We start from the raw sequence: 24,407 nt of genomic DNA on the forward strand, positions 1-24,407 counted from the left end.
GCGCACTTCGCTGATTAAGAGTTTCTTCCGCATGTCAGATACAAAGTATATTTTGGCAAGTTCAAAAATAGACTGCCAATACTTTCGGAACGATTAATATGTGGACGCCGCTAATGAAACCCCTTACGACCTGTTCGTCAACGGCACGGTGAAACGGTGAAACGGTGGAATCTGGTGGGTTGGTTCTTCCCGGTGAGTGATTACGGCTGGGATCTGCTGCTCGCCCACGAACTCTACGGTGACCTGGATTACCTGGAAACGGCCCAGGACCAGATCCATTTCACCCTGGGCGCCAATCCCTCCAACATGACCTATATCACGGGCATGGGCTATAAACGCCTGCGTTCAACCGTTGACCAGGAATCGCTGCACGATGGCATCGAAGCCCCCGTAACCGGCTTGCCGGTTTCACCCATGGTGACCGGCTATAGCTGGAGCAACACCTACGAGCGGGACATCGGCGATTACACCTGGCCGTTGGATAATCCCGATTGGGATACGGGGGGTGAAGTCTACGGCCTGCTCGAAAAGAGCTATGACGGCTGGAACATCAACGGTGAGTTCACCATTGAGAAAATGGCGGGGATGCTGACCGCCCTGGCGGTATTGACCCCCCGCGATGACGAGCGGTATCCCCACCCTGAATTCACCCTGTCGGTGGAACAGGTGGAGAACGGGGTGTTTAGGCCCATTTTGGCGTTCAAAAATGGCGAACCCCAAAGCTACCGGATCCTCTGGCATGAAAACGACCAACCCGTCAGCGCCGATCCCGCTTACCTCCTGCGCCAGGATTTCAGCCGGCCCGTGTGGAAACTGGCTGCCGAGGTCATTACCGCGGAAGGCCGCCGCTGGTATGCCGAAACCCGCATCAACACCCGCGACTACGGCAATACGGATATTCCCCTGGAGCCGTTCCCCGATGACAGTGCCTCCACCCTGTTCCATCTGGACGGCAGCCTAGCGGACGCCAACGGGGTGATGGCCGACCTGACCTTATCGGGCAATGCTCGTTTTGATGACGGCGACTTGTACTGGATGCAGAATTCAGCGGGCTCCGCGTTGCGCTTCGACGGCTTCGGCGATCAGGCCCAAGTCAGCTTCAACATCAGCGACTACCTGCCCGAGGGCAAGCGCTATGAGGATGTCGCCGAGGTCACTATCGACGGGCTGTTCTATTTCGACTCCCTGGGACCGGTCAATGATGATGTGCTGAACCTTCTCTACCTGCGCCAGTCTTGGGGCAGCGGTATGCAGTTGACTCGCTACAACTGGACCAGCCATATCCGGGCTGACTTGGGCAAGACGCAGAATTCAGGCGATGCAATCGACAACGCCTTGCGCCCGCATGAATGGCATTACGTCCAAATGATCTACAACCGCAGTCACTACATCCTGCAGGTCGACGGCGAGGAACTGGTGAAGGTCGCCCACGACAATCAGGACAAGCTGTTCGACCAGCGTGACATCGAGCTGAAGTTCGGCAATTTCCAGGGCTGGGTTGATGAGGTCCGCTTCAATGTCGTGCTACAGGACCAGACCGACACCGATGGTGACGGCATCCTGGATAGCCTGGACCCCGACGATGACAATGACGGGATCCCTGATGAGTGGGAACTCCAATATGGTTTGGATTCCCTGGATGCAACAGATGCTGGTCTCGATGCGGATGGCGATGGCTTCTACAACCTGAGCGAGTTCTATGCCGCAACCAGCCCGCTGGATGCCAATGCGTTTCCGGGCCAAGGGAGTGCCGGCAAGACATTGTTGGGCGTCTACCACGGCAACCAGGGGTGGGCGATCCCGGATCTGCAAGCCATGGAGGCCTGGCAGGAGGATAAGAAGCACGCGGTGGTCACCCTCTTCACCAGCTTCGGCGAGTCGCAGCGCAACAATCTGGTGACCTACCAACTGCCCAATATCTGGAATAACGGCAATGTGCCGCTGATCAGCTGGGAACCCTATCTGGATGGGGTCGATCCGGAGAGCATCGAGGCGGATATCGCTAATGGTGACCATGATGCCTACCTCGCCAGTTGGATGAGCGGGCTGAAAGGCTTTCTCAGCGGCCCGGACGCGCTGTTTGGCACGGCGGATGACCGGCGGGTCTATATCCGCCTTGCCCATGAGATGAATGGCGACTGGTATCCCTGGTCGGCCCGCTCTGTGGGTGAGAACCCGGCCGACTATATCGCTATGTGGCGGCATGTCCACGATGCGGCAACGGCGATCGGCCTGGGCCGGGAACATGTGCAGTGGGTCTGGTCGGTCAATGCCAGTGATCACGGCAGCTATGGCTGGATCGCGGAAGACTACTATCCGGGGGACGCCTATGTGGATTGGCTCGGCATCGACGGTTACAACTGGGCCAGTCGTGCCGCCGATCAGACCTGGCGCACACCGGCCCAGGTGTTCGATGACATGCTGGGGCGTCTACGCAACATCGCGGACAAACCCGTTGCCATCAATGAGGTGGCGGCACAGACCAATGCGGGCGCCAATCTGGCTGAAAAGAACAGCTGGATTCAGCTGCTGTTCGCCTATCTGAGTCAAAACAATATCGGCATGCTCTCCTGGTTCAACGAGGACAAGGAGTACGACTGGGCCATCTTTGCAGGCAGCTATGGTGATGAGGCGGTGGCCACGGGTGAGAAGGGCTACTCCGCCTACAGAACAGCCGTACAGAGTGATCAGTTGATCCCTGCCGATAGCGGCAACCCGAGGCTGCTGAGTCAGGCACAGTTTGAGGGTGATCTGGATGTGCTGACCGGCTTCAGCCTGCTGGGCGAGGCAGGCATCCGCCTGGTCGATGGCCAGTTGGTGTTTGAGCGCACCGCCACCAATGGGGTCGAGCACACCGGCCTGCTCAGCGAGCAGAGCTATCGTGGCGACCTGGAGGTGATCCTGGAGTACGCCAGTCTCAGCCAGTTCTCCGAAAACGCCTACCAGCCGAACCTCATCCTGCGCCTCACCGACGATGGGTTCGACCAACAGACCCTCAACGGCCGCCATGTCAGCGTCAAACACAAGATCCACTCGGGCATCCCCGGTTACACCTGGTTCTACCAGTGGGATGACCAGGGCCAGAGTGTGGGCGCCAGCTTTCCGCAGCGCAGGACCAGCGGCAAGCTGCGCCTGCTGCGCCGGGACGGAGTGGTCAGCGGCTACATCCTCGATCAGAACGATCAGTGGCTGCAGATCAATCAGGCCGAACCGGGCGCCTTCCTGCTGGAGGGGCCGGCCCGGGTCAACGTCTATGTAGATGCCCAATACAACGACAGCTACCGCTACGTCTTCGAGGGCCTGACCATTCGCCACGACGAGGATGGCGATGGCCTGTTGAACCAGGAGGAGGCGCTGCTCGGCACCGATCCGGTCCAGGCCGACTCCGATGGCGATGGCCTAGGTGACCGCGCCGACCTGCGACCGCTGGATGCGGCCAGCCGCCGTGCCTATCCGCTGGGTAGCCTGTTTCCCAATCCGGCGCTGGATGTCTCGATCCATAAGGGCACTGACGGCCGACTGCTGATCCTGGTGAGAAACGACCACCACAGCGAGCAGCTGTTCACCGCCCAGCTGCCAGGACTGAGCGCCAACAGCCTGGTTGAGGTAGTGTTCGAGCAGCGCAGCCTGCAGAGCCAGGCCGATAGCTTCAGCGAGACCTTGCCGGCCAACAGTCGCCGGGTCTATCGGCTCGATTACGACCTGGCCCCGCTGTTCGATCCTGCCGACTTTGTCGAGATCGTGCAGCCGATGGCAGCGGGTGCTTGGAGCCTGGATCTGACTGGTCTGGCCCTCGATCTGGAGCAGGGTGCGGGCCTGAGCTGGGCGATCGAGTCAGTCGATGACGCCAACCTGACTGCCAGCCTGGATGGTGCCCAGCTGACCCTGACCCCCCAGGGGGCGGTCTGTGGCCTGACCCACGTCCGTCTCAGTGTCAGCGACGCGCAGGGTCGCAGCAGCCAGATCGCGCTGCCGGTCCGTTTGACCGGCGCGCCGGGTGCGGAGCTGATCGCCAACGGCGGGATGGAGCAGTTCGATGCTGACCCGCTGCATATCCCCGGCTGGACCGACTTCCGCTGGGAGGGTGATATCCAGCTCAACCACACCGACCTGGCCGCATTTGCCGGCGAGCGCTCGGCGCTGATCCAGGGTTATGGCCCGGCCAAGGCGGCAATCTACCAGAACCTGAGCTTGCCCGTCGGCACCTACCGGCTGCGGGCCAAGCTGGCCTCGGCGGATCTGCGTGAGGGGCTGTGGGGCCAGACCAGCCTGCTCTACTTGGAGTTTGCCAGCCGCGAGACCATCAGCCAGACCTTGCTGGAAGGGGACAACGCCAGGCGCCAGATGGAGCTGGTGTTCCGGGTACCGGAAGCGGATCAGGTCACCCTCTACTTCTTCAACTACGGACCCGGCAGCCTGTTTGTCGATGATGTCAGCCTTAGCCTGGTGGAGGCCTGCGCCCAGCCGGAGGAGGGCTTCAGCCTGGGCGAGACCAGCCTCAAACCTCTCGACTACAACCCGCCGGTCAGCTTTGAGGAGATCCTGCTGCACGGCTACTGTGACGATGAGAGTTTTGCCGGGCGCGAGGTCTGCCAGCGCCTGCAGGGTGTGGATATCGACAGCCTCAAGCCGCAACATGCCGCCGCGCCGCGGCTGCTGGCCGACTTCGAGCAGGGCAGCACGCCGCCCTTCATCCAGAGCGGTTGGGACTACACCGATCAGGCGCTCAATGGTGAACGCTCTGTCCTGCTGCAGCCGGGCCGCTACCTGGATGGCTGGAACGCCCAGGGTATCCCGTCCGACTGGCTGCGATTCGAGGTCGACAACCCCTCGACGGAGCCGCAGCGCTTCTATGTCGAGATCCGCGACGTAAAGTCCAACGATTACTGGTCGCGGGTCAACTGGTACACGGTGGCCGCGCCGGGGCGTTCCACCATCCAGGTGCCGCTGCAGATCTTTGTCGGCGAGAAGTCGGTGATCAGGGAGCGCCGCCGTCTCGACCTGGCAAACATCACCCGGCTGGTGCTCTCCGCCGCGGATGCCGCTGTCGCCCTCACCATCGATGATGTGCGACTGGAGCCTGAGCCTGCCTATAGCAACGACTTTCCACGTCTGATCAAGCTCGATGTCGGTAGTCTCGAGAGTCCACTGTTCCACGAGTTCACGCCGCTCTACGCCTCCACCAGCTATCGTGCCCAGCGCGGTTACGGCTTCTCTGCCGATGCGGAGATTAAACGTACCGAGGATCGCCGCCACCCGGAGAACCTGCTGCGCGACTGGATCTCCCTCAACAGCGGCGGCCTCGACTTCGACCTGCCGGACGGTGAATACCACGTCTGGATGGTGCTGGAGGACCCCGGCTACTGGGAGTACTACCCCAACTACGAACACCGGGCGGTCTACGCCGAGGGCGAGAAGGTTCTGGACGAACAGCCGACGGTGGCCGATTTCTGGGCCAGATACTACCGTCACGACGACGCGGAGGATCTGCCCGGTGACGACATCTGGCAGCGCTACATCCCGGCTCGCTACCAGCCATTGCAGTTCGATGTGCTGGTCAGCGACGGCCAGCTCAACCTGCGCTTCGAGGGCAACGACAGCCCCTACACTCTGGCCCTCTCGGCGTTGGTGATCTATCCGACCAGCGAGGCGGCCCGGGGTGAGGCCTTTCTCGCCGAGCTCTGGCAGCAGCTGAAGCAGCAGTATGGCTACGAATATAAACAGGTTGCGCCACCTCTGCCACAACACGTCAAACCGACAGGCAACGCCCTGGATGGTGCGCTCTCCCTGTTCCAACGCAGCTCGGCGCTGGATGTCTATGCCACCGACTGGCCAGATGCCGCGGAGCAGGTCGACGCACTCAGCGCCTCTCTGGCCCAGGGCGAGTATGAGCCGCTGACGATCAGCCTGTATGCCCATCAGGCCCAGCAGCTGACCGACGCGGTGCTGGAGCTACCGGGGGTGGAGGTGACGGCCAGCCAGGTGCGCAACAAGCTCTCCCGGGTCACCCAGGATGGCTCGGTCTACACCAGTCGGCCACGCATCCTCGACCCGCTGCAGCTGCCGCTGGAGCTGGCCGCCGGGCAGTCGCGCCGCCTCTGGTTCGATCTGCACGCCCCGGCAGAACTCGCCCCAGGCACCATCGAGGGCAGCCTGCGCCTCAGCTTCAGCAACGGCCAGAGCCAGGAGCTGCCGGTCTCGGTGGAGGTCCGCCCCTACAGCTTGCCCGCTGCCGATGTGCCGCTGGGCTACCTGGGGCTGGCGCCCCAATACCCCGGTAGCGGTTTCCCCGAGGTGGCGGCGAAGCAGGAGGCGGAGCTGCAGGCCTCGATCGCGCTGCTGCACCGCTACGGCATGACCGGCGTTGATGGCGGCATCGGTGGCCCGCTGTTCAAGGGTTACAGCGATGGCCAGCCGGTGATCGACTTCAGCCAGGCCGACAAGACCATGGCGGCCCTGCAGGGCCTCTACAGCGGCGAGATCAACAGCTACGGCGGCATCGGCATCCAGGGGCTCTCGACCTACTCGACTCAGGATACCAGCGCCTATGGCAAACCCTATGTGGAGGTGCTGGCCGACCTGCTGGCGGCGATCGAGTCCCACGGCGCGGCCAACAACTGGCTGTCGCTGATCCACACGGTTGGTGACGAGCCTGAGGGTGAGGCGATCCAGGACTCATTGGCAGCCGCCCAGGCCTTCCACCAAGCCGACCCCCAGAGCCGCACCAGCGTCTTCTCCAGCCTCACCGATCCGGCCAGCGATCCCCGCGCCGCCTTCGCCGGGGTGGTCGACCGTATCTATGTCACCCACCACAGCGCCGCCGGGCTGCAGCACATCGTCGATCGGGGCAGCGAGTGTGCCACCTACAACTTGCGCAGCCGCTACCACCGGGGCGTCTATCAGTACAAGCTGGCGCGGGAGTTCGGCTGCCGGGGCCACATGCAGTTTATGTGGAGCTCGGTGCATGCCGACCCCTGGTACGACCTGGACGGTCGCGAAAGCGAACAGGCCGCCGTCTTCACCCACGCCGACGGCAGCCTGCGCCACACCCTGGAGCTGGAGCGCTACCGCGAGGCGGTGGACGACTACCGCTACCTGCTGAAGCTGGAGCAGCAGATCGCCGCCAGTGACGACTCGACCGCCAAGGCAGAGGCCCAGGCCTGGCTGCAGGCGACCCTCGATGCGATGGAGATCGGCCACGATCGGCCCCACGCCTGGAGCGAGGCAGAATTGGACGGGCTGCGTCAGCAGGCCGCGGCACATATCGAACACCTGCTGCCGGATTACGATGCCGATGGCATCCCGGACGCCCTCGATGCCGACGACGACAACGACACCCTGCCCGATGATTGGGAGCTCCGCTACGGCCTCAATCCCCTGGATGCCAGCGATGCCACCAGTGATGTCGACGGTGACGGCTTCTCCAATCGGGTTGAGTTCCAGGCCAACAGCGACCCCACCGACCCCAGCTCCACCCCGACTGGGGAGCATCGCCTCGGCACCGTGCTCACCGACGTGCGCGACTGGAGCGGCCAGCGCCCCTTCATCGATCTGTTCAAGGTAGCGCGCCCCTGGTTCACCCAGTGCGACTACTGGGTGAACAATCCCGACCCCGGCTGCACCGGCGATACCGCCTGGTACACTGGCGAAAACGCGCTGCTGGATCTGGACGAGAACGGCTGGGTGCGCTCCGTACCCGCCCCCGGGGCGGACCCCGTTTACACCTCCGTGGCCACCTACTGGGACGTGCCGCGCCAGTTCCCCGCCGGGCGCTATCTGCTGCTCTACGACGGCGAAGGGACCCTGGAGTACCTGGGCGGGATGCGCCTGATCGAGGAGGAGTCGAGGCCGGGGCGCCATGTGGTGATGCTGGACCGGGCCAACGGTGGCTTCCACCTGCGCATCCGCGCCAGCGACCCCAATGGCACTGGCGACTACATCCGCAACATGCGCCTCATCCCCGAGGCTTTCGAGACGGTCGACCCCCTGCCGCTCTTCAACCCGGAGTTCCTGGAGCGCACCCGCCCCTTTCAGGTGCTGAACTTCAAATACTGGATGCGCATCGATGACGCCCCCCCCGCCACCTGGGCCGAGCGCCCGCTGATGGACAGGTTGAGCTACGCCGGGGAGGAGGGCGTGCCCGCCGAGGTGATGGTGGCGCTGGCCGACGCGGCGGACGCCGCCCCCTGGTTCAACATGCCCCACAACGCCGATGACGACTATGTGCGCCAGTTCGCCACCCTGGTGCGGGACCGGCTGCGGCCCGATCTGCCGGTCTACCTGGAGTATGCCCACGACTTCATGTTCAGCGCCAATGGGGGCTGGATCGAGGAGCAGGGCAAAGCGGCCTGGCCCGAGGCCAGCGAGAGCGACCTGCAGAAGCGCTTCTACTGGTACGGCAAGCGCGCCGCCGAAATGTGCGACATCTGGAAATCGGTCTGGGCCGATGGCGCGGGGCGGGTCCACTGCGTGGTGGAGAGCCAGATCGGCAATAGCTGGATCAGTGAGCAGATCCTGGAGTGCCCCCTGTGGGAGGGCGCCCCCTGCGCCGGCCACGGCCTCGACGCCCTCGCCATCACCCCCCAGTTCGGCGGCTACCTGGGGATCACCACCCACGAGCAGCAGGTGGAGGCCTGGACCCAAGAGGCCGACGGCGGCCTAACCAGCCTCTTCCGCGAGGTGCACGAGGGGGGGCTGATCCAAGATGGCCCACCCGGCGGCGCCCTGGCCGCGGTGATGGAAGACGTGGAGGCGCAGAAGGCGGTGGCCGACCGCTACGGGATGGCGCTAGTGGGCTCGCGCGGCGGCGAACACATCGCCGGTAACGGCGCGGTGATCTACAATGAACCCATCACCCAGCTCTTCATCGCCGCCAACCGCGACCCGCGCATGGGGCGCGCCTACACCGACCTGCTGGACGGCTGGGCGGCGCGCGGCGGTGGCCTCTTCATGCACCAGAAGGACATAGGTGCCTTTAGCCAGTACGGCAGTTGGTCGGCCCTGGAGAACCTCTCCGACACCCATTCGCCCAAGTACGACGCCCTGCTGGGCTACCTCAACGGCACCCCCTATGAGTCGGTGGTCTCCCTCGACCTCTCCGCCGGCGAGATCAGCGAACAGGGGGGGGCGGCCGCGCTGCTGGTCAACCTGGACCGCCCCTACGAGAGTGATGTCACCGTTCAGCTCGGCCTCCAGGGGGGCGCCCAGGAGGGGAGCGACTACACCCTGGCGAGCCACACCGTCACCCTGCCCACCGGCCAGACCTCGGCCAGCGTGACCCTCACCGCCCTGGACGATGAGCTGATCGAGGGGCGCGAAAATGTCCAGATCACCATCGTCAGCGTGAGTGCCGGGCTGCGCCCCATCCGCCAATCCCTGCGCCTGGAGATCTTCGACGAGGATGTGGATGGCGACGCCATGGCCGACGACTGGGAACGCCACTTCGGCCTCGACCCCAACGACCCCAACGACGCCCACCAGGACTCGGACGGGGACGGCATCGACAACCTGGCCGAGTTCACCGGTCGCACCGACCCCACCCGCGACCAGGGGCCACCACCGCGCCTGGGCGGCAACCTGGGTGGCATCGTCGACTGGACCAGCCAGTCCCCCTTCATCGACCTCTTCAAGATGTCGCGCGAATGGCTCACCCAATGCGACTTCTGGGCCAATGAGCCCGAGCCCGATTGCAGCGCGGAGAACTCATGGGATACTGGAGAGCAGGCGCTGCTGGACCTGGACGAACACGGCTGGGTGCGCTCCATGCCGGCCCCGGCGGACGACCCGATCTTCACTCGCGTCACCACCTACTGGGCCTTTTATCCCCAATTCCCCGGCGGCCGTTATGTGGTGCTCTATGACGGCGCCGGGACCATGACCTATGGCCTGGGGGCGCACAAGATCGATGCGGAATCGAGCCCCGGCCGCCACCTGGTGGTGTTCGATCCGGGTGAGTCGGCGACCCTCACCATCGCCGCCACCGACCCCGATGGCACGGGCGACTACATCCGCAACATCCGCATCATCCCCGAGGCGTTGGCCGAGGAGTTGGCCGCCAGTGGCGACCCGGTGCCGCTGTTCAAGCCCGCCTTCCTGGAGAAGACCCGCCCCTACCAGGTGCTGCGCTTCATGGACATGATGCGCACCAACAACTCCCCCCTGGGGCGGTGGGCCGACCGGCCGGAGCCGCTGGATGCCCGCTACACCACCGACTACGGGGTACCCCTGGAGGTGATGACCGAGCTCTCCAACACCCTCCAGCGCCCCCCCTGGTTCACCCTACCGCACCAGGCCGACGACGACTTCGTGCGCCAATTTGCGCGCCTGGCCAAGGAGCAGCTCGACCCCACCCTGCGGGTCTACCTGGAGTACTCCAACGAGGTGTGGAACGGTCAGTTCGAGCAGTCCGGCTGGGTGCGCTCCCAAGGCGAGGCGCTCTGGCCCGACGCGGTAGCCGACGGTCACACCAAGCTGCTCAACTGGTTCGGCAAGCGCACCGCCGAGATCTGCCATCTCTGGAAGCAGGTGTGGGGCAACGACGCCTACCGCGTCACCTGCGTCATGGGGGCCCAGGCGGCCTGGAGCCGGGTCGCCGAGCAGGCTCTGGAGTGCCCCCTCTGGGACGAAGGCCCCTGCATCGACCACGGCATTGACGCCCTCGCCATCGCCCCCTACATCGACAACCTGGGGCTGGCCCGCTACGAGGCCGAGGTAGAGGCCTGGACCCAGGAGGCCGACGGCGGCCTGACCAGGCTCTTCAATCAACTGGAGCAGGGCGGCGAGCTGAGCGATGGCCCCCCCGGCGGGCAACTGGCGGCCACCTTCTCCGCCATCGACACCCATATCGCCCTAGCGGCCCAGTACGGCCTGCCCCTCTACAGCTATGAGGGGGGGCAGCACCTGGTGGGGGTGTTGGGGCTGGAGAACAACCAGGCCCTCACCGACCTCTTTATCGCCGCCAACCGCGATCCGCGCATGGGCACTCTCTACGACCGCTACCTGGCGGGATGGGAGTCCCGTGGCGGGGCGCTGTTCATGAACTTCAGCGACATCGGCCGCCCCAGCAAGTGGGGCAGTTGGGGGGCACTGGAGTATCTGGAGCAGGAGAGCTCGCCCAAGTACGCGGCGCTGATGCGTTATCTGGGCATCGCCAACGACGGCGATGGCGTCCCCAGCGAGAGCAGCGACACGGACGCTGGTGGCAACGACATCCTCTCCGATACCTGGTAGGAGAACTACGACCTCAACCGCCTCGACCCCACCGACGCCTCCTTGGGCAGCGACGGTGACGGCGTCGACAACCGCGCCGAACGGCTGCGCGTCTCCAACCCGCGGGTGGCCGACAATGGCCGCCTGCCGGACCACTACATCTATTGGGACGGGTTGGACAACCACTGACGCGATCGCTCTTGGGGCCGCGACTGGCAGCCCCACACCAGCGCCGGCACCGAGCTTCAGTAGGAGCGCATCCAGGAGGATCTGCACTCTGTGGCGGAGTCCAGGCCGGCCGCCGCGCCATAACCGTGTACCCACTGCGCTGGCGCGCCATGCACTACAACGCCGATGGCATCGCCAAGACCCGCGCCACTGACATGCCCCAGCTGCGCTCCCCCGGCGGAGTTCATGCGGTTCATCCAGGGGTGGGTGCTGAGGCGATGGTCACCGCCAGTTTATGGCCCAGGAGGCGGCCGATTGGGTGCGCTACAGCAACGGTGAGAACGATTGGAACATCCGCTACTGGGAGATCGGCAACAAGATCTACGGCGACTGGGAGCAGAGCTGGACCCACGACGGCACCGAGTACATGGCGGGGGACGCTGGTCACGACGGGGGGCTCGGCTTCTGCCGCGAGATGAAGACGGTGGCCCCCTCCATTCAGGTGGCCTTCACGGGCCAGCGCGGCCTCACCCAGGAGGACGGTTTCGCCCCAAGGCACTAGCGGCGGCGGACGACTGCCTCGACTACTTCGTGGTCCACTACTACCCTCTTGCCCTGGGCAACCAGGACTACCCTGGGGGCGTGGTCTGGAGCAGGGAGGTCAACGACGCCAACGACCTCACCAGTGGCGGCAACGGCGGCGGCCAGCGGGTGGATAGCTGCACCACCCCCACCAACCTCACTGGGCTGGGCATGCTGGCGTGGGCCGACAACCACGGCGGCCAGCAATGCCCCCCGCCGGCAAACCGCTCTACTTGACCCGCATCCCCGGCTCGGCGCCTTCATCGGGGTTGAGGATGAATAGATCCTTGCCGCCCGGGCCGGCGGCCAGCACCATCCCCTCAGAGACGCCAAAGCGCATCTTGCGCGGCGCCAGGTTGGCCACCATCACCGTCAGCTTGCCCGCTAGCTGTTCCGGCTGATAGGCGGACTTAATGCCGGCGAAGACGTTGCGCTGCTCGCCGCCCAGATCGAGAGTCAGCTGCAGCAGCTTGTCTGCCCCCTCCACATGGTTGGCCTCAACGATTCGTGCAATGCGCAGGTCGAGCTTGGCGAAGTCACCGAACTCGATGGTGTCGGCAATGGGATCATTGCTCAGGTGGCCTTCGGTGGCAGTCTTTTTCGGCTTGCTCTGCTGCGTCGCCTGCTGCTTCAAATCCTCTTTCGAATGCTCCAGCATCGCCGCAATCTGCTTCTCTTCGACCCGGGTCATCAGCGGCTTGAATTTACTGATCTGGTGGCCGATCAGCGGGTTCTGCAGGTCGTCCCACAGCAGCGGTTCGACCTGCAGGAAGGCCTCGGAGGCGGTGGCAGTGGCGGGTAGGATCGGTCGCAGGTAGCCGATCAGCACCCGGAACAGGTTGATGCCCACGGAACAGATATCCTGCAGCTCCTGCTCCTTGCCCTCCTGCTTGGCGATCACCCAGGGCTGCTTCTCGTCGATGTACTGATTGGCCCGGTCGGCCAGCGCCATGATCTCGCGTACTGCGCGGCTGAACTCGCGCTTTTCGAAGCGCTCGGCGATGCTGTCGCCCGCCTCGACGAACTGGTTGAACAGGTCGGCCTCGGCGAGGTGGCTGGATAGCCTGCCATCGTAACGCTTCTTGATGAAGCCGGCGCAGCGGCTGGCGATGTTGACCACCTTGCCCACCAGGTCCGAATTCACCCGCTGGGCGAAGTCCTTCAGGTTGAGGTCGATGTCGTCGACCCCGGCGCCCAACTTGGCGGCGAAGTAGTAGCGCAGATACTCCGGATTGAGGTGGTCCAAATAGGTGCGGGCCTTGATGAAGGTGCCGCGGGACTTGGACATCTTCTGCCCGTCCACGGTGAGAAAGCCGTGGGCGAAGACTGCGGTTGGCTTGCGGAAGCCGGCCCCCTCCAGCATCGCCGGCCAGAACAGGCAGTGGAAGTAGACGATGTCCTTGCCGATGAAGTGATAGACCTCGGCGTCGGAGTCGGCCTGCCAATAGTCGTCGAACGCCAGCCCCTCGGTGCGTTCGCAGAGGTTCTTGAAGCTGGCCATGTAGCCGATCGGCGCGTCGAGCCAGACATAAAAAAACTTGCCGGGATGGTCGGGGATCTCAAAACCGAAGTAGGGAGCGTCGCGGGAGATGTCCCACTCCTGCAGGCCAGACTCGAACCACTCGCCGAGCTTGTTGGCCATCTCCTGCTGCAGGTGGCCGGCACGGGTCCACTGTTTCAGCATCGTCTCAAAGTCGGCCAGCTTGAAGAAGTAGTGGTCTGACTCGCGCTCTTCCGGTTTGGCGCCGGAGACCGCCGAGACCGGGTTCTTCAGCTCCGCCGGGGAGTAGCTGGCGCCACATACCTCGCAGTTGTCGCCGTACTGATCCTCGGCGCCGCACTTAGGACAGGTACCTTTGATGAAGCGGTCGGGCAGAAACATGTTCTCCACTGGATCATAGGCCTGGGTGATCATGCGCTTGGCGATATGGCCGGCGTCCCGGTTGCGTTCATAGATTGTCTTGGAGAGCTCGCGGTTCTCTTCGGAATGGGTCGAGTGGTAGTTATCGAAGCCGATGCGGAAGGCGGCGAAGTCGGCCTGATGCTCCTCACTAACCCGGGCGATCAGCGCCTCCGGCTCAATTCCTTCCTGGCGGGCGCGCAGCATGATCGGTGTGCCGTGGGCGTCATCGGCGCAGACATAGTGGCATTGGTGGCCGCGCATCTTCTGGAAGCGGGCCCAGATGTCGGTCTGGATATACTCCACCAGGTGGCCGATGTGGATCGGTCCATTGGCGTAGGGCAGGGCGCTGGTGATGAGAATCTTGCGAGGTGTGGCGTTCATCTGCGTCAGTTTCCGGGAGCGGTTTGATCAGGCCGTTGGGCCGCTGAAAGCGCCGCATTATGCCACAAAGCGGCTGATGGGATGAGAGGGAACGTGCTGAACCTGAACCGTTTTCAGCGGCTCAGGTTGATCTGGTGAAGGGGGGGGCGCAGTTCAACCGAGAGTCAGGAGGATCTCATCCCCAAGGCGCACAATCTGCTCCCCAGCCGGTTGCTGGGCGGTGACCAGGCTGGTTTCATCTGCTGTATCGAGCGGGTCGCCCTGGCTGTCTTGCAGGCGGATCTCCAGGCCGAGTGAGTCGGCGATGGTGCGGCTTTCGGTGAGGCTGCGGTCGACCAGGTTCGGCATCTTGCGCAGCTCGTCGGCCCCCTCAGGCGCCGGAACCGGGACGATTTTAAAGGTCAGTTTTGCACTGATGTTGGCCTGGTAGCCGTAGCGGTTGGCGTATCCGGCATCCACCGGTGTCGCGTAGAGGCGCGGCCTGATACCGAGATTGCGGCCGATCCGCGAGAGTTGTGTCGCGACCGCAGGTTGTGGCGCGGTTGCGGATGTCGGCGTTGCGCCGCCCTGTGTCGATCGACCCAGGTGCAGAGAGACCCGCACCTCGCCGGTGGCCTCAGGCAGCGCATAGAAAGTGGGGCGGTAGCCGATATCGCGCAGTAGCGCGAGTGCCGCCTCGCCGCCCTCGGAGTAGATCTCCAGGGTCTTGGCCAGCGCGCCGTCATCCAGCGCCTGTTGCGCCTCAGCTACACCCTCACCCACCGAGGCGATGATGTCGCCCAGCGGCGAGGCCACTACATCGCGAACCAGATCCCGGATCTCTCCACTCATCTCTATCTCTCCTCTGCAATCAGGGCGCGGCAAACACCACCAGCACCCGCTCGCCCCGCGCAATCTCGGCGCCGGCTTTGGGCGATTGTTGGATCGCCTGGCCGACCGGTATCTTCGGTTTGGGGCCGAGTGATTTGCTGACGGGTTCCAGACGCAGTCCGGCTGCCTGAAGCAGACGCCGTACCGCAGTCTCGGTCAGTCCGCTGACATCGGGTATCTTGACGTTGTCACTGGTGACGGGGCGCTCACGCTTTGGCTGCAGTTCCAGCTTCACTCCGGGCAGGGCAACGCCAGCGCTGAGCCGGCTCAGGTCGACCAGACTTGCCAGCGCCATTGATTGACCGTCGTCGCTGACGCTGCCGCGCAGGTCGAGTTCGATCTTGCCAAAACGATAGCCGTGTTGTGCGTCGCGCAGTCGCCGGTTTGCGGCATCGACCTCGGCACCAATGTTGGTCGCGATGTCCTGGATCGGCGCCTTGTGGCTGGCTGCGGCACTGAAGCTCGCGTTCTCCTCCTTCAGCTTGGCCTCGTTAGCCAGGCTTTTGGCGAGCGTGCTCTCCAGCTCTGCGATGCGGCTGCTGGCCTTGCTCAGATCCTGCTGGCGTGTGGCGAGTAGTTGATCTTTCTGGCTGAGCTGAGATTGCAGCTTTGCCTCGTTTGATCTGAGCTTCAGTACCTCAGCGTTGTAGGTATCGAGGAGTGTGGTGTTGCCTGTCGCAACTGTTGCATTGCCGGTGCTTGCCGCGGTGGTGCGTGACAGGTTGATGTTGGATGCAAGGGCTATATTGCGCATCAGAGTGGCGCTGGAGACTTCGGCCCGTTTCGCCTGACCGGCTACGGTATGTTGGATCCGGCTGAAGCGGGTGTTCGAGGCGCTCAGCGGATAGGCGGTCTCTGCGAGCCGCTCCACCTGACCGAAATCGACACTCAGCACCTGGCTGGTGGCGTTGTAGCTGAGCTTGCCCGACTGTGCCAGTACCCGCGGTGCCGGATTGCCCGCTTCTGTCAGACGCAGCATTGGGGCATAGAAGGCGCCCGAGCGCAGACGAGTCGCTTTGGCCTGCCAGATGCCTTTGGCTGCTGATTTGGCCGAGGCGAGCCGCACCCAGCGCCGTGAGCTGAGCACATAGACCTCGAGATTGACTGTGACCCCCACAGCATCTGCGCCCTCATCGCTGAGGATGCGGGCGAACGCCTCGATGACCTTCATGCGCCACCTCCCGCCGGCAGGCTCAGATGGGCGACCTCGCTGCCAAGCTCAGCGCTTACCACCAACACCGCCTTGGCGGGGATGCCGGGGTCGATATCGAAGCGCGTCTCGGCACTGCCGGTTTCGTCGGTTACCAGCAGCGCATCGGCCAGCCGGGTGCCGGCCCGCTGGCTGGTGAGGGTGATGCCTTGGATCAGTGAAAGCTGCTTGGAGGCCTCCATGTTGAGATTCAGCTCAATCGTCTGGCCGACCAGGATCTCGCCCGCCGAGTTGCTGGCTGTGACCCTGATGGTGTGGCGGCGTGCGTTCTCACGAGTTGATGAGAGGCTGAGGATCGGTGTCGGCAAGCCCTCACCCGGCGGTACCGCCACCAACCGTCCGGAGAGGGTACTGGAGATTTCTTGAGTTGCAGTGTTGCTGCCATTGAGTGGGATGATGCGCAGTCGCACTGCGCCGCTATTACTGCTGACTGTCTCCATCGCGGCCTGTAGTTGGAAGTCGAGATAGGGGAGGTGGTAGCTGGGCAGGGGGCGGCCGAAACGATCCAGTGGCGGGGCGCTATTGAGTGCGTCCTGCGCCTCGCGAACGCCATCCGCGATCGACACCAGCAGCTCCTCCAGTGATTCTGCAATGAAACGGCTTGGAGTGCTCATCTGCTTAAGGCTCCCTGGCGGTTGCGTCGTGCGCGATCACGGCGGGCCTGGTCGCGTTCTTCCTCACGGCGCTGCTCCTGACGCCGCTGCAGTGCACGCATGCGGTTGCGCTGCATGCGCTCGAACAGGTCGCCAGAGCCGCCGCTGTCGGTAGAGAGGCGCCGTCGCGTGCGCTCTGCATAGGGCCCGGTCTGGTCCATTGCGCCGCTGATCTGCCGCTGACGGTCCTGCCAAAATTGATCGATTTTCTCCACCGCACGCTGCGGGGCTTCTGCCATCTTGGTGTATTTGTCGAGCTGGGCGGTGGCCTTGGAGAGTTTGTTGGCGCCGAGTTTACGCAGCTCCTCACGCTCCTGATCAAGGCCATGTTCGGCCAGCTGCCGATCGAGATTCCGCAGCTGTGCAGAGGTGCGGGAGAGCGAGCCGCGTAGTTGCCGGCCAACATTGGCGAGGTTGTTGAGGGGCGATAGCCGGTCCCGTGCCGCCTCCCGCAGGGTCTGGCGTTGGGTGTCGCGGCGCGCCAGCCACTGGTTGACCGAGCTGCCATGACTGGTTGTGTCGGAGCGGGTGGTGCTAGTCGAGGGGGCTGCTGAGCCGGGCCGGCTGCTGCCACTGCGTGCTGCTCTTCGCAACTCAGTGGAGCGTTTTTGCAGGGCCTCGCGATGTGCCTCCCAGGCGCGCTGTTGGGTGCGGCGCTCAGCGAAGCTCGGTACCTGAAAGCGTGCCGCATCGCGAGGGTCGAGCGGCTCTCCTTCGCCGGAGGTGAGGGTGTGCAGGTGGCTCTCCAGGGCTTTGCGTTGTTGCAGCAGGGCGGCTAGCCGCGGTGACTGCTGCACGGCCCGTGCTGTGCCACCCGCTCTGTCGCCGACCGGGACCGACTGGTCGCTGGGGCCGGGCGCGGGATTGTGCTGCAGATCCCGCCAGGTGCGTCCGGGCATCGGTCAGCCTCCAGGGGCGGGTGAACTGGCTGCGATCATGGCGCGGATGCGCTCCTCGAGGAGCGCTGGCGCCGGCACCGGTACCAGCTTGGTGCGCATCAGCGAGCTGCCCTCCGCCGAGTATTGGTACTTTGATGCATAGCTGGCACTGACGGTGGAGACGCGCATTGTGGCAGCACCGAAGAACGCAAACCCACCCCCTGCTACGCTGGCATTCACGGTGGTGGATGAGCGGGAGATGTTGGTCTCGCGGGACATGGAGATCGACATCTTCAGCTCGATCATGGTGTCGACAAACTGGTAGAAGTTGGGGGTGAATCCCAGCTCCAGCAGGCTGTACTGGTGACCGTCGCCTAGCGGCACCAGCAGGGTGCGCTCTGGGTGGCTGGTTGTGGCGGTAGCGGCACTGCCATCCTCGGGCTCTTCGTCGGGCTGGTAGCCCGCCATCATCCGCGCGATCTTCATCGAGACCAGGTCGAGCTCATACTGCGCCTCAGCGATGCCGAGGCCGAGGGTCTTGACCATCTCCGGGAAAGGGGCGTTTAAAAGGTCTGTTCCGACGCTCATCTGTCACTCTCCGTTGCTAGTGCGGATCTTGGTCGCCAATCAGGGGGCCGGCGGCGTATCCAGACCCAGATCTTTGCGCTTCTTCTCCAGGCTGGCATGACGGCGCGTCTCTTCGTTGTCCATCAGGCCGCGGATGCGCTCCTCCAGCATCGGTGGTGGTGGCACCGGGCTGAGTTTGGTACGCAACAGGCTGGCCCCCTCGGCGGTGTAGGAGTATTTCGAGGCGTAGGTGGCATCGACCTGGGAGGTGGAGACCTGGGAGCGGTTCGATGAAGAGTGCTTGGTGCCCCAGAAGCTGCGTTTGCGGCGGTGGGAGTTGGTGCGTTCAGTGGTCTTGCGGCCCCGGGTTACGCTGTATTCGCGGGTGCGGGTGATCTTGATGGCGATCTTCACCTCGATGATGGTGTCGACAAATTGATAGAAGACCGGGGCAAAACCCAGCTCCAACATCGATAGACGGGTGGGGACCCGGATCTCACTGTCGCTGTTGGGATCGAACCCTGGCATGTTGCTGAGTATTTCACTCAATTTGATCACGTCGTCGCCCATGGTGCCGGTGAGGGCGTCGTCTACGACGGCGAAGGCGTTGGCCTCTTTCATGGTCATATATTCGTAGCCAAAGAAGACCCGGCTGTCGTCAAAGGCGACATTGCCCTCCTCATCGTAGACGGTGGTTAGGCCGCCCATCATCTCCGCCACGTTGATGGAGTTCTCGTCGAGTTGGTACTGCCCCTCGGCGATGGCGAAGGCCATCTGACGGATCATGTCGCCCATCGGGACGTTTAGCAGTTCCTGTCCTATCGATGCCATGTCAATTCTCCTTTCTCTATGGAGCCATGCGGATCTCAGGTGATTGGTTGCTCATACTGGCGTTTGAGAAGTTGGTTGAAGATGTCGGGGGGCGGCAGTGAGACCAGCCGAGCGGCGATCGAGCTGGCGCCCTCGGTGGAAACGGAGAACTTGCGTGCATAGGCGACGTCGATGGAGGCGGCGGCCATGAAGACCCCGTAGCTTACTCCGGCTGTCACACCGACCTTCACTGAAGTCTCGGTGGTTTCGGTCATGGTGAAACTCAGCTTCGCCTCCACTGTCGCCTCGGTGAAGGCGTAGAAGCTGGGCTGAAAGCCGAGACTGAGCAGATTGTAGCTATTGTCGCCGATCTCCACCTCGGTCTCGGACATGAGCTTGGCGACTTCCACCGAGTTGGTGTCGAGGGCGTACTGCGCCTGGGCGATGGCCAGCCCCAGTTTTTCGATGATCTGGGGCAGTGGTGCGCTGACCAGCGCGCGGGTGACCGGAGGAGTCTCTGCCATGATCGTCCCCTTAATCCTGCTGTTTCAGGAAGTCCTGGATCGTCTCTAGAAACTGCGGCGGAGCCGGGATCGAGACCAGCCGGGCGGAGATCGAGGAGTTGCCGGTGACGTTCATCTCGAACTGCCGTGAGTAACGCACGTCGAGCGAGGCTCCCACCGCAACGGTGCGGTTGCCACTGTGCTGCCGGGTCAGGTTGGAGCTGCGGGAACGGGAGAACTGCTCGGTCACCGTCACCCCGCTGCTTCCCGTTAGGCTGATCTGCCGCGTCGTGGCGGTCACCAGGGTCAGGCGGAACTTGTCTCCATCCTTACTGACCGTCACCACGTTGCCGGCCGCCGAGGCCTTCAGGCCGGCGCTGGCGCTGGCGTTGATGTCGTCGGCTAGATTCTTGGCGTAGGCTTCCGGGCTGTCGACGGGGTGCCCTCCCGCGGCGCTGTTACGGAAGGGGAAGTTGGTGCCATCGATGGTCACTTTGTTGCCGGTGAGGGCGAGCGGGCTCGGCTTGTAAAGGTAGATGAAGCCGTTATCAGCACTATTGTCGCCAATCTTGTTGGGGGCGACGGCGTTGAGGTTGGGGCCGCCACTGCGGGCATAGACGAACAGCCAGTGGTGAGTGCGGCCGGGGGTCTTGATCTCGACCTTGCGGAACGCCTGGTTGTTCTGCCCGACTGTGTCGCCCGCCTCGGCGGCGGCAGTGTCGCCGCGGGAGGGGGGGAGGGTGATCAGAGCTGGCGGTGCACCATTGGCCAGCAGAATATCCCGCACCTCCCGAGCGCGATTATCGCCGAGTTGGCGGTTCAGTGCGTCCGAGCGGGCGCGGTTGGCGTAGTGCTGACGGTCTGTAAAACCTTCGATGGTGATCTGGAAGTTCATCTGTTTCATGGCGAGCGCCATGCGCATCAGGCCGAGCAGTTGGGCGTCAGGTACGTCATGCTGTCCGGTCTCGAAGAAGGTGCGGAAGAGCACTGCGTCTGGTGCGTACAGGTCCGTGTCGTATCCTTGCGCCTCGATCTGGGTCTTTACATGCGCCGCGTAGCTGGCCAGTGAACCCTGTGCGGTGCTAGTGGCGCTGGTTGCAGGCGAGTCGTCGAGGGTGTAGACGGTGTCAGCATCGGTGCCGATCCGCAGGATGCCGCTGTCGAAGCCGCCGGAGAGGAAGGCTACGGTATTCGCGGTGACCTGCACCTTGTCTGCCGCAGCATCAGTGGTGATCGTCAGGGGTGATGGCTCAAGCTGATAGAGCACCCGGGCGATCCCGGCGCTGTCGCTGCTGGTGAGGGCATTCTGCAGGTTGCGGATGCGCTCCCGGGGTGAGGTTCCGGTCAGTGGGAAGTTCTGCCCACCGACGGTGAGTACGCCGCTGGAGGTTGAGGTGATCTCTACATTTGCCTGGCGTGTTTCGGTGCGGCTGCTGGAGCCGCTTTCACTGCTGCTCTCGCTTTCGCTGCTGCTGCCAGAACTCGTCGTGGTGTCGTTGAGCGATCCGCTCAGGTTCAGGCTCAGGCTCAGGTTTTTTTCGACCCGCAGGCTCAATTGCAGCGAACAGGTGATGTCTGCGTGTTGGTAGTGGTAGAAGGCTGGTGAGAGTCCTAGGTCAAGCAGGGTTTTACCGCCCAGCCCTTCGCGTGGCTCGATGAACTCGGCGATCTGATCGACCGAGTTTTCGTCTAGTGCCTTCTGTGCCTCGGCGATACCGAGCCCGAGGCTCTTGATGAACTCGGCGACACTGGCATCGGCCAATACCTGCCCGGGTGTCAGTCCATCGTAGTCAGCCATGGTCTTCTCCTTTGCAAAACGGGTGATGGGTCACCCGGTCAGGGCCTTTGCGGGGTCAGGGACTGCACTCTGTGGGGTGGATGAGAGAGGGGTTGCACGTCTGCCATCGACCTGATCAGGACGCACCACGAAATAGTGGTGGCGTTGCTGGCTGCGCAGGAGGCGTGCCTTGTCGATGCTGAAACCGCGCCTGAGCCAGCCGAGCAACTCTTCGCTGAGTGGCAGCACGCCGGCGCCGGCGTGCTCGCAGGCCTTTTGTAGCGCCTCGCGCCCGGCCTGCGGGTTGCCGTTTTTTAGATAGACCAGGCCGAGCCGCTCCAGCACCGAGCCGTGGTCGCGGCGGTGTAGACTGCTGTGCAGGCCAAGTTTGGCATAGTGGGTGTCTGCATCCTGGCAGAAGCGGATGATCTCGTCATAGGCATCGGTCAGCTCCAGGCTCTCCAATACACACTGGGTGTAGTGGCGGAAGAAGACCTCCGGTGCTTTGGCGGATACCGCCAGGCGCAGCGCCTCGCGATAGTGCTGTAGGGCCTCGGTGTGGTTGCCCTTCAGTGCCAGCAGCTTGCCAGCCTCGGCAATCGACAGGTGCAGTTGGTGGGCGCTGGGGGTGTTCATCAGGCAGCCTCAGCGAAGGCGATCCGCGCGCCGGTGTCTTCCAGTGCTGCGCGCAGGATGCGAGCCTGTAGCTCCGGCATCACGCCGGGGATCTGAAACGGTGGAGGGGGCAGGTTGCTGCCTGGCTGGTGGAGGCCAAACTCTTCCAGAGTTCGCTGTAGTACAGCCTGGTCGGAGAGGGAGAGTACCTGCAGCCCGAGGTTCTGGAAGGTGATCAGTTCGGCGCGCAGCGACAGTCCCACCGCGTCGAATGCGGCCATGCGTTCGCCGATCTCGGCATGGGGGATCGCCTCCAGCAGGGTGATCGGCGGTGAGCGAAACACCGCTTCGGCCAATTCTACCGGGACACCGGCCAGCTGCTCGAGGGCTGCGAGTTGTTGCGGAGTGGGATCATCATTGCCCTGCGACTCCTGCAGTACCAGGTCGAAACGCAGGAAGTCACGGTTGACGATGCGCAGCAGGCCGCTGGCCTGATAACGCTGCCAGAGCGTCTGGGCGGTGGTGTGGTCGAGATCGGTGGCGATCAGCCCGCTGTCGTCTACTGTCGGGATGCCCGCCTCTGTGATCGCCTCGATGATGCGTTTGCGCACCAGTGATGGGCCATCGGCCAGGAACAGGTGGTAGTGGGCTGTCTTAGGTTGGGATGAGACGATTGCAACGCCATCCCCTATCTGTTCGGCAAAGGCGCGTACCGTGGCTTCACTGACGGAACCGAGCACCACCCCAGGTGGTGACATGATCATGTTGCTGGCATCTGCCTCAGAGAGGCCACCGAAGTTGGCCAGGGTGGTTACCGCATGGGGAAGTTGCCGGGCCTCTGTGATGTAGATCGCGACATCGTAGAGCGGGGCGAGGTCTGGTGCGGCGCTGCTGGTGGGCTGCAGCTCGGCTTCGTAGCCGATCTCGCTGAGCAGTACGAGCATCTGCTGGGCAGTCGGCTTATCGATCTGGTCGACCAGTATGGCGGGTGCACGGTAGAGGAGCGAGATGACGGCGGCGGTGGGTAGGCCGAGGCCCTTGGCGAGTGCGGCGGCGGTGGCTGGCGGTGCCGAACCGACCGACTTGATCAGGATGCGGTAGTGACGGGCTTCACCGGGGTGAAGCGTCCCTTGAGTCATCTCATCCATCTTTGGCCCCAGTTGGGATTGAAAATCGCCTAATTGGGAACTCTAGGCCAAAGATTGGGAACTTCAAGCCCAGTTTTCGAGTGGGTTTTTGGCCTTAGTTTGCCAGGACGGGCTCGAAGATGGCGACCTGGTTGCGTCCGCGTTGCTTGGCGGCGGCCATGGCGAGTGCGCTCTGCTGCAGCAGTTCTTCAATCTGACGGATAGCTGGATCGGCGCTGGCGACTCCGACGCTGACGGTCAATCGCAGCCGCTGGCCGGTGTCGATTCGCACCTGCATCTGTTCCACGGCGCGACGGATGCGTTCTGCCGCCCGTTCTGCCTGAGGTGTTTTTGTCTGCGGCAGGATGGCGAGAAACTCTTCGCCACCGATCTGGCCAAAGGTGTCCAGCTCCCGCAACTCTCTGGTGAATATGCCCGCCAGCTGTTTCAGGACGCTATCGCCGGCGGTGTGTCCAAAACTGCCGTTGACCCGGCTGAGGTGATCGATATCAAACAGGGCAACGCAGAGCGGGGAGCGATATCGGTGGTGGCGGCCAAGCTCCTTGCGCAGGATCTCCAGGGTGGAGTGACGGTTCAGGATGCCGGTGAGGGTGTCTGTGGTGTTGAGCTGACGGAGTTTATGCTCGAGCTGGTTTCGCTCTGAAAGTTGCTGGTTGAGCGTATTGGTCTGGGTGGCCAGGCGGTGTTGCAGGCGGCGATTGGCGATCAGGGTTGTCAACGTAAACAGGATGCCAAGCAATGCAACGGCGCGCAGGAAAAACTGCTGTTCGGGCCACCACTGGGCATGTTGCAGATCAATGGCGCGACTGTAGAGGGCGTGGGTCTCTTCCGGTGTGATCGAATCGAGCCCCTGCAGGATGATGCGCGTGAGCTGGGGCCAGTTGCTGTCGGCCAGCTGCTGGGATGGGTCTGCAGCGCTGGGGAACTGGTCGGCGCGGTGGTTGTTGGGTTGTCCGCTGATGCTGCCGGGCGGGAGCAGGGTTGCTGCAGCAGGCAGTGCCGCCAGGCTCAGTAGCAACAGTAACAAGCTGCGAAGGCTGGGCGGCAGCCGGGCTGGTGGTGCGTTGTTCCCCATCTGCAATCGCTCCTCCGGTTTTTCGGAGATCGTTTCATTGTTGGCCCGGTCCCCTGAGG

General features: G+C 63.5%; 17 protein-coding genes. 4 read left to right on the forward strand and 13 right to left on the reverse strand.

Going from position 1 to position 24,407, the window contains the following annotated elements; translation table 11 throughout:
* Positions 1 to 156 precede the first annotated feature (156 nt).
* Both Ga0074115_RS17115 and Ga0074115_RS17120 read left to right on the forward strand, forming a co-directional pair.
* The gene (locus Ga0074115_RS17115) at positions 157 to 11,229 is read left to right on the forward strand and encodes a glycosyl hydrolase (RefSeq protein WP_060528574.1); all 11,073 of its coding nucleotides are present in this window, start codon (positions 157 to 159) and stop codon (positions 11,227 to 11,229) included.
* Positions 11,230 to 11,271: 42 nt separating this feature from the next.
* Entirely contained in the window at positions 11,272 to 11,397 is a 126-nt protein-coding gene (locus Ga0074115_RS17120) for a hypothetical protein (protein ID WP_269747075.1), read from the forward strand.
* Positions 11,398 to 11,453: 56 nt separating this feature from the next.
* Here Ga0074115_RS17120 and Ga0074115_RS12365 read toward each other — a convergent pair whose 3' ends face one another.
* Positions 11,454 to 11,624 (reverse strand): hypothetical protein, encoded by a 171-nt coding sequence (locus Ga0074115_RS12365; protein WP_157292767.1) that lies wholly within the window; start codon positions 11,622 to 11,624, stop codon positions 11,454 to 11,456.
* Positions 11,625 to 11,695: 71 nt separating this feature from the next.
* Here Ga0074115_RS12365 and Ga0074115_RS12370 point away from each other — a divergent pair, with 71 nt between their 5' ends.
* Both Ga0074115_RS12370 and Ga0074115_RS12375 read left to right on the forward strand, forming a co-directional pair.
* Positions 11,696 to 11,938, forward strand: coding sequence for a hypothetical protein (locus Ga0074115_RS12370; RefSeq protein WP_157292768.1), 243 nt, complete (start codon positions 11,696 to 11,698; stop codon positions 11,936 to 11,938).
* A gap of 29 nt (positions 11,939 to 11,967) precedes the next feature.
* Entirely contained in the window at positions 11,968 to 12,195 is a 228-nt protein-coding gene (locus tag Ga0074115_RS12375; protein ID WP_057957160.1) for a hypothetical protein, read from the forward strand.
* Here Ga0074115_RS12375 and metG read toward each other — a convergent pair.
* The 12 genes from metG to Ga0074115_RS12435 form a co-directional block, all read right to left on the reverse strand.
* Positions 12,188 to 14,242: a methionine--tRNA ligase gene (metG, locus tag Ga0074115_RS12380; RefSeq protein ID WP_060528575.1), complete on the reverse strand. Its 2,055-nt coding sequence runs from the start codon at positions 14,240 to 14,242 to the stop codon at positions 12,188 to 12,190. The genes Ga0074115_RS12375 and metG overlap by 8 nt on opposite strands.
* A 153-nt stretch (positions 14,243 to 14,395) precedes the next feature.
* The gene (locus tag Ga0074115_RS12385) at positions 14,396 to 15,073 is read right to left on the reverse strand and encodes a PASTA domain-containing protein (protein WP_060528576.1); all 678 of its coding nucleotides are present in this window, start codon (positions 15,071 to 15,073) and stop codon (positions 14,396 to 14,398) included.
* Between the two features lie 19 nt (positions 15,074 to 15,092).
* Positions 15,093 to 16,283, reverse strand: a complete 1,191-nt coding sequence (locus Ga0074115_RS12390) for a PASTA domain-containing protein (protein ID WP_057956783.1) — start codon at positions 16,281 to 16,283, stop codon at positions 15,093 to 15,095.
* Positions 16,280 to 16,936: a hypothetical protein gene (locus Ga0074115_RS12395; RefSeq protein WP_057956782.1), complete on the reverse strand. Its 657-nt coding sequence runs from the start codon at positions 16,934 to 16,936 to the stop codon at positions 16,280 to 16,282. The genes Ga0074115_RS12390 and Ga0074115_RS12395 overlap by 4 nt, the downstream gene beginning before the upstream one ends.
* Positions 16,933 to 17,874 carry a hypothetical protein gene (locus Ga0074115_RS12400; RefSeq protein WP_060528577.1) on the reverse strand — a complete coding sequence of 314 codons (942 nt, stop codon included), beginning with the start codon at positions 17,872 to 17,874 and terminating at the stop codon, positions 16,933 to 16,935. Before Ga0074115_RS12400 ends, Ga0074115_RS12395 begins: the two co-directional genes overlap by 4 nt.
* A gap of 3 nt (positions 17,875 to 17,877) precedes the next feature.
* Positions 17,878 to 18,441, reverse strand: coding sequence for a hypothetical protein (locus Ga0074115_RS12405; RefSeq protein WP_057956781.1), 564 nt, complete (start codon positions 18,439 to 18,441; stop codon positions 17,878 to 17,880).
* 39 nt (positions 18,442 to 18,480) lie between these two features.
* Complete coding sequence (locus Ga0074115_RS12410; protein WP_057956780.1) at positions 18,481 to 19,251, reverse strand: hypothetical protein; 771 nt, start codon at positions 19,249 to 19,251, stop codon at positions 18,481 to 18,483.
* Between the two features lie 35 nt (positions 19,252 to 19,286).
* Positions 19,287 to 19,754 (reverse strand): hypothetical protein, encoded by a 468-nt coding sequence (locus Ga0074115_RS12415; RefSeq protein ID WP_057956779.1) that lies wholly within the window; start codon positions 19,752 to 19,754, stop codon positions 19,287 to 19,289.
* A 10-nt stretch (positions 19,755 to 19,764) separates the two neighbouring features.
* Positions 19,765 to 21,531, reverse strand: a complete 1,767-nt coding sequence (locus tag Ga0074115_RS12420) for an OmpA family protein (protein WP_057956778.1) — start codon at positions 21,529 to 21,531, stop codon at positions 19,765 to 19,767.
* 30 nt (positions 21,532 to 21,561) lie between these two features.
* On the reverse strand, positions 21,562 to 22,146 hold the full coding sequence (locus Ga0074115_RS12425) for a hypothetical protein (protein WP_057956777.1): 585 nt from the start codon (positions 22,144 to 22,146) through the stop codon (positions 21,562 to 21,564).
* Positions 22,146 to 23,273, reverse strand: coding sequence for a hypothetical protein (locus Ga0074115_RS12430; RefSeq protein WP_057956776.1), 1,128 nt, complete (start codon positions 23,271 to 23,273; stop codon positions 22,146 to 22,148). Before Ga0074115_RS12430 ends, Ga0074115_RS12425 begins: the two co-directional genes overlap by 1 nt.
* 94 nt (positions 23,274 to 23,367) lie before the next feature.
* The gene (locus tag Ga0074115_RS12435; protein ID WP_057956775.1) at positions 23,368 to 24,348 is read right to left on the reverse strand and encodes a GGDEF domain-containing protein; all 981 of its coding nucleotides are present in this window, start codon (positions 24,346 to 24,348) and stop codon (positions 23,368 to 23,370) included.
* Positions 24,349 to 24,407 lie beyond the last annotated feature (59 nt).

Source organism: endosymbiont of Ridgeia piscesae (assembly GCF_001443665.1).
GTDB classification, from domain to species: domain Bacteria; phylum Pseudomonadota; class Gammaproteobacteria; order Chromatiales; family Chromatiaceae; genus Endoriftia; species Endoriftia persephonae.

What these genes read in the sequence shown, in the direction of transcription:
- metG (WP_060528575.1), bottom strand. Translation starts at nt 14,242, where the DNA reads ATGAACGCCACACCTCGCAAGATTCTCATCACCAGCGCCCTGCCCTAC.
- Ga0074115_RS12430 (WP_057956776.1), bottom strand. Translation starts at nt 23,273, where the DNA reads ATGGATGAGATGACTCAAGGGACGCTTCACCCCGGTGAAGCCCGTCAC.
- Ga0074115_RS12385 (WP_060528576.1), bottom strand. Translation starts at nt 15,073, where the DNA reads ATGAGTGGAGAGATCCGGGATCTGGTTCGCGATGTAGTGGCCTCGCCG.
- Ga0074115_RS12405 (WP_057956781.1), bottom strand. Translation starts at nt 18,441, where the DNA reads ATGAGCGTCGGAACAGACCTTTTAAACGCCCCTTTCCCGGAGATGGTC.
- Ga0074115_RS12425 (WP_057956777.1), bottom strand. Translation starts at nt 22,146, where the DNA reads ATGAACACCCCCAGCGCCCACCAACTGCACCTGTCGATTGCCGAGGCT.
- Ga0074115_RS12400 (WP_060528577.1), bottom strand. Translation starts at nt 17,874, where the DNA reads ATGCCCGGACGCACCTGGCGGGATCTGCAGCACAATCCCGCGCCCGGC.
- Ga0074115_RS12410 (WP_057956780.1), bottom strand. Translation starts at nt 19,251, where the DNA reads ATGGCATCGATAGGACAGGAACTGCTAAACGTCCCGATGGGCGACATG.
- Ga0074115_RS12415 (WP_057956779.1), bottom strand. Translation starts at nt 19,754, where the DNA reads ATGGCAGAGACTCCTCCGGTCACCCGCGCGCTGGTCAGCGCACCACTG.
- Ga0074115_RS12435 (WP_057956775.1), bottom strand. Translation starts at nt 24,348, where the DNA reads ATGGGGAACAACGCACCACCAGCCCGGCTGCCGCCCAGCCTTCGCAGC.
- Ga0074115_RS12395 (WP_057956782.1), bottom strand. Translation starts at nt 16,936, where the DNA reads ATGAGCACTCCAAGCCGTTTCATTGCAGAATCACTGGAGGAGCTGCTG.
- Ga0074115_RS12390 (WP_057956783.1), bottom strand. Translation starts at nt 16,283, where the DNA reads ATGAAGGTCATCGAGGCGTTCGCCCGCATCCTCAGCGATGAGGGCGCA.
- Ga0074115_RS12420 (WP_057956778.1), bottom strand. Translation starts at nt 21,531, where the DNA reads ATGGCTGACTACGATGGACTGACACCCGGGCAGGTATTGGCCGATGCC.
- Ga0074115_RS12365 (WP_157292767.1), bottom strand. Translation starts at nt 11,624, where the DNA reads ATGAACTCCGCCGGGGGAGCGCAGCTGGGGCATGTCAGTGGCGCGGGT.